This window comes from Nostoc sp. UHCC 0251 (assembly GCF_034932245.1).
Taxonomy (GTDB): Bacteria; Cyanobacteriota; Cyanobacteriia; order Cyanobacteriales; family Nostocaceae; genus Nostoc.
Genome location: NZ_JAYGHD010000227.1, coordinates 1 through 3,351, shown reverse-complemented (window position 1 = coordinate 3,351; position 3,351 = coordinate 1). Strand labels below are relative to the sequence as shown.

The following is a 3,351-nucleotide window of genomic DNA, read 5'->3' as shown; positions in this document are numbered from 1 at the left end:
CCTCTTGCCTATTACCTCTTGCCTATTACCTCTTGCCTATTACCTCTTGCCTATTACCTCTTGCCTATTGCCTCTTGCCTCTTGCCTACCTACGCAAATCATTTCAGAAATCAAAGACGCTCGATAGCGCAGCGTTAGCGACGCAGGAGCGTCTGACTCGCTACCGCTTCGCTATCGGATTCCTATAGTATCGAGTATGCAGGTGCGTGTTCCAAAATTAGGCTCAGTAGGCTAGTCAAATACGCAAGAATTAGTTTTTGAAAGCTCCAGCTTCAGCCGTGAAGCCCGATAGAGTTCTTGACGCCATCTTCTATAATTAATAAAACCTGCACACCTAATTCTAGGCATGAGACTGTGACCGAATCAGGAAGTTACAAAGATACTGTAAACCTACCCAAGACTAACTTTGAGATGCGGGCAAACGCCATCAAGCGTGAGCCTGAAATCCAAAAATTTTGGGAAGAAAATAAAATTTACGATCGCCTCTCCGAAAATAACCCCGGCGAATTATTTATACTGCACGATGGGCCTCCCTACGCTAATGGCTCACTCCATATTGGTCATGCCTTAAATAAAATTCTCAAAGATATTATTAATCGCTACCAACTGCTACAAGGGCGTAAAGTTCGCTACGTCCCTGGTTGGGATTGTCACGGTTTGCCAATTGAGTTAAAAGTTTTGCAGAACATGAAGTCAGCAGAACGGCAAAACTTAACATCTTTACAACTGCGGCAGAAAGCGGAAGAATTTGCCTTAGCTACGGTAAACGATCAGCGCCAAAATTTTAAACGCTACGGTATTTGGGGTGATTGGAACCACCCTTATCTAACTCTGAAGCCTGCTTATGAAGCGGCTCAAATTGGCGTGTTTGGTCAGATGTTCTTAAAAGGCTACATCTATCGCGGTTTGAAGCCGGTTCACTGGAGTCCCAGCTCTAAAACTGCTTTGGCTGAAGCTGAGTTGGAATATCCTGAAGGTCACGTTTCCCGCAGTATCTATGCAGCTTTTGCAATCACAAGTTTGGCGGAAACTGTAAAACCACTGTTGGCGGAATATCTCTCAGATTTGGGTGTGGCTATTTGGACAACTACACCTTGGACAATTCCGGGAAATTTGGCTGTGGCGGTGAATGCAGATTTGAATTATGCAGTGGTGGAAGTTTCACCTTCAGAAACAAAACCACAAAGTAATTTTAAATATCTCATCGTTGCTGCTGATTTAGTAGAACGTTTATCTGCAACCTTGGGAGTTGAATTAACTGTAAAAGCCACGTTTAAGGGGAATGACTTAGAGCATACTACTTACCGTCATCCTCTATATGACCGCGAAAGTCCGATTGTCGTGGGCGGTGATTACATCACAACTGAGTCGGGTACTGGGTTAGTACATACTGCCCCCGGTCATGGTCAAGAAGATTACATTGTTGGTCAGCGCTACGGTTTACCCATCCTTGCGCCAGTGGATGACAACGGCAATTTTACCGAAGAAGCGGGACAATTTGCTGGGTTGAATGTGCTGGGTGATGGGAATCAGGCGGTGATTGATGCAATGGCTGCGGCTGGTTCCTTGTTGAAAGAAGAACCATATCCCCATAAATATCCTTATGATTGGCGGACGAAGAAGCCAACGATTTTCCGCGCGACTGAACAATGGTTTGCTTCCGTGGAAGGATTTAGAGAAGAAGCATTAAAGGCGATCGCCACGGTAAAATGGATTCCAGCCCAAGGTGAAAATCGCATCACGCCAATGGTGGCGGAACGTTCCGATTGGTGTATCTCTCGTCAACGCGCTTGGGGTGTACCCATTCCCGTTTTCTACGATGAAGCCACCGGGGAACCACTGCTGAATGAGGAAATTATCAACCACGCTCAAGCAATTATCGCTGAAAAAGGTTCTGATGCTTGGTGGGAATTATCCGTTGAGGAATTATTACCAGAATCCTATCGTAATAATGGTAAGTCTTACCGCAGAGGTACAGACACAATGGATGTATGGTTTGATTCTGGCTCATCTTGGGCATCTGTCGTCCAACAACGTCCAGAGTTACGCTACCCGGCTGATATATATTTGGAAGGTTCCGACCAACATCGCGGTTGGTTTCAGTCAAGCTTGCTCACCAGTGTAGCAGTGAATGACGTTGCGCCTTACAAAACTGTGCTAACTCACGGCTTTGCTTTGGACGAACAGGGCCGGAAGATGAGCAAGTCAGAAGGAAATGTAGTTGACCCAAATACAATCATTGAAGGTGGAAAAAATCAAAAAGTAGAACCGGCTTACGGTGCAGATGTCTTGAGATTGTGGGTATCATCGGTAGACTACTCCGGCGATGTCCGCATTGGTAAAAACATCATCAAGCAGATGAATGATGTCAGAGGCAAAATTCGCAATACAGCGCGGTTTTTGTTAGGTAGCTTGGATGATTTTGACCCGGAAAAAGATGCAGTTCCCTTCGAGGAATTGCCAGAACTTGACCGTTATATGCTGCACCGCATCACCGAGGTATTTGAGGAAGTAACGGAAGCCTTTGATAGTTTCCAGTTCTTCCGCTTTTTCCAAACTGTGCAGAATTTTTGCGTGGTAGATTTATCCAACTTTTATTTGGATGTGGCCAAAGATAGGCTGTACATCAGTGCAAAAGATGCTTTCCGCCGTCGCAGTTGTCAAACAGTGCTGAAAATAGCTTTAGATAATTTAGCACGAGCGATCGCACCAGTGTTATGCCACACTGCCGAAGACATCTGGCAATATCTCCCTTATAAAACACCTTACAAATCGGTGTTTGAGGCCGGTTGGATACAGGTTGAGGAAAAATGGCGTAATCCAGAATTGGCGGAATTTTGGACAGAGTTACGGAAGATTCGTGATAAGGTCAACAAAACTCTAGAAATATATCGATTGCAAAAAACAATCGGATCTTCTTTAGAAGCAAAAGTTGTAGTGCATATCTTTGATGAGAGATTGCGTCAACGTTTACAAGCTCTCAATCCTAATACTCACGGTTCAGTTGAAAAAAGTAACGGTGTAGATGAGTTACGTTATCTATTTTTAGCTTCTCAAGTAGAAGTGCCATCTGAACCCATTTTTGAGGAAGGAGATGATGCTGGCATATATATTCAGGTTTACAAAGCAGATGGTGAAAAATGCGATCGCTGTTGGAACTACTCTACTCATGTGGGAGAATCAGCAGAACATCCCCTAATTTGCGAACGATGCGTTGCAGCCTTAGCCGGAGAGTTTTAGTAAATATACGTGAGTTCAACTAATCTCCCTCTACCTTGAACTAAAGTTCAAGTCTTTCCAATACTTGTCGGTTAAGGGGAAAAGGGGAAGGGGAAAGGGGAAAGAAAAAAC

At 44.4% G+C, this 3,351-nt stretch carries 1 protein-coding gene; it reads left to right on the top strand.

Going from position 1 to position 3,351, the window contains the following annotated elements:
• Window positions 1-354: 354 nt before the first annotated feature.
• Window positions 355-3,240 (top strand): isoleucine--tRNA ligase, encoded by a 2,886-nt coding sequence (gene ileS / locus VB740_RS17655; protein WP_323201263.1) that lies wholly within the window; start codon window positions 355-357, stop codon window positions 3,238-3,240.
• Window positions 3,241-3,351 lie beyond the last annotated feature (111 nt).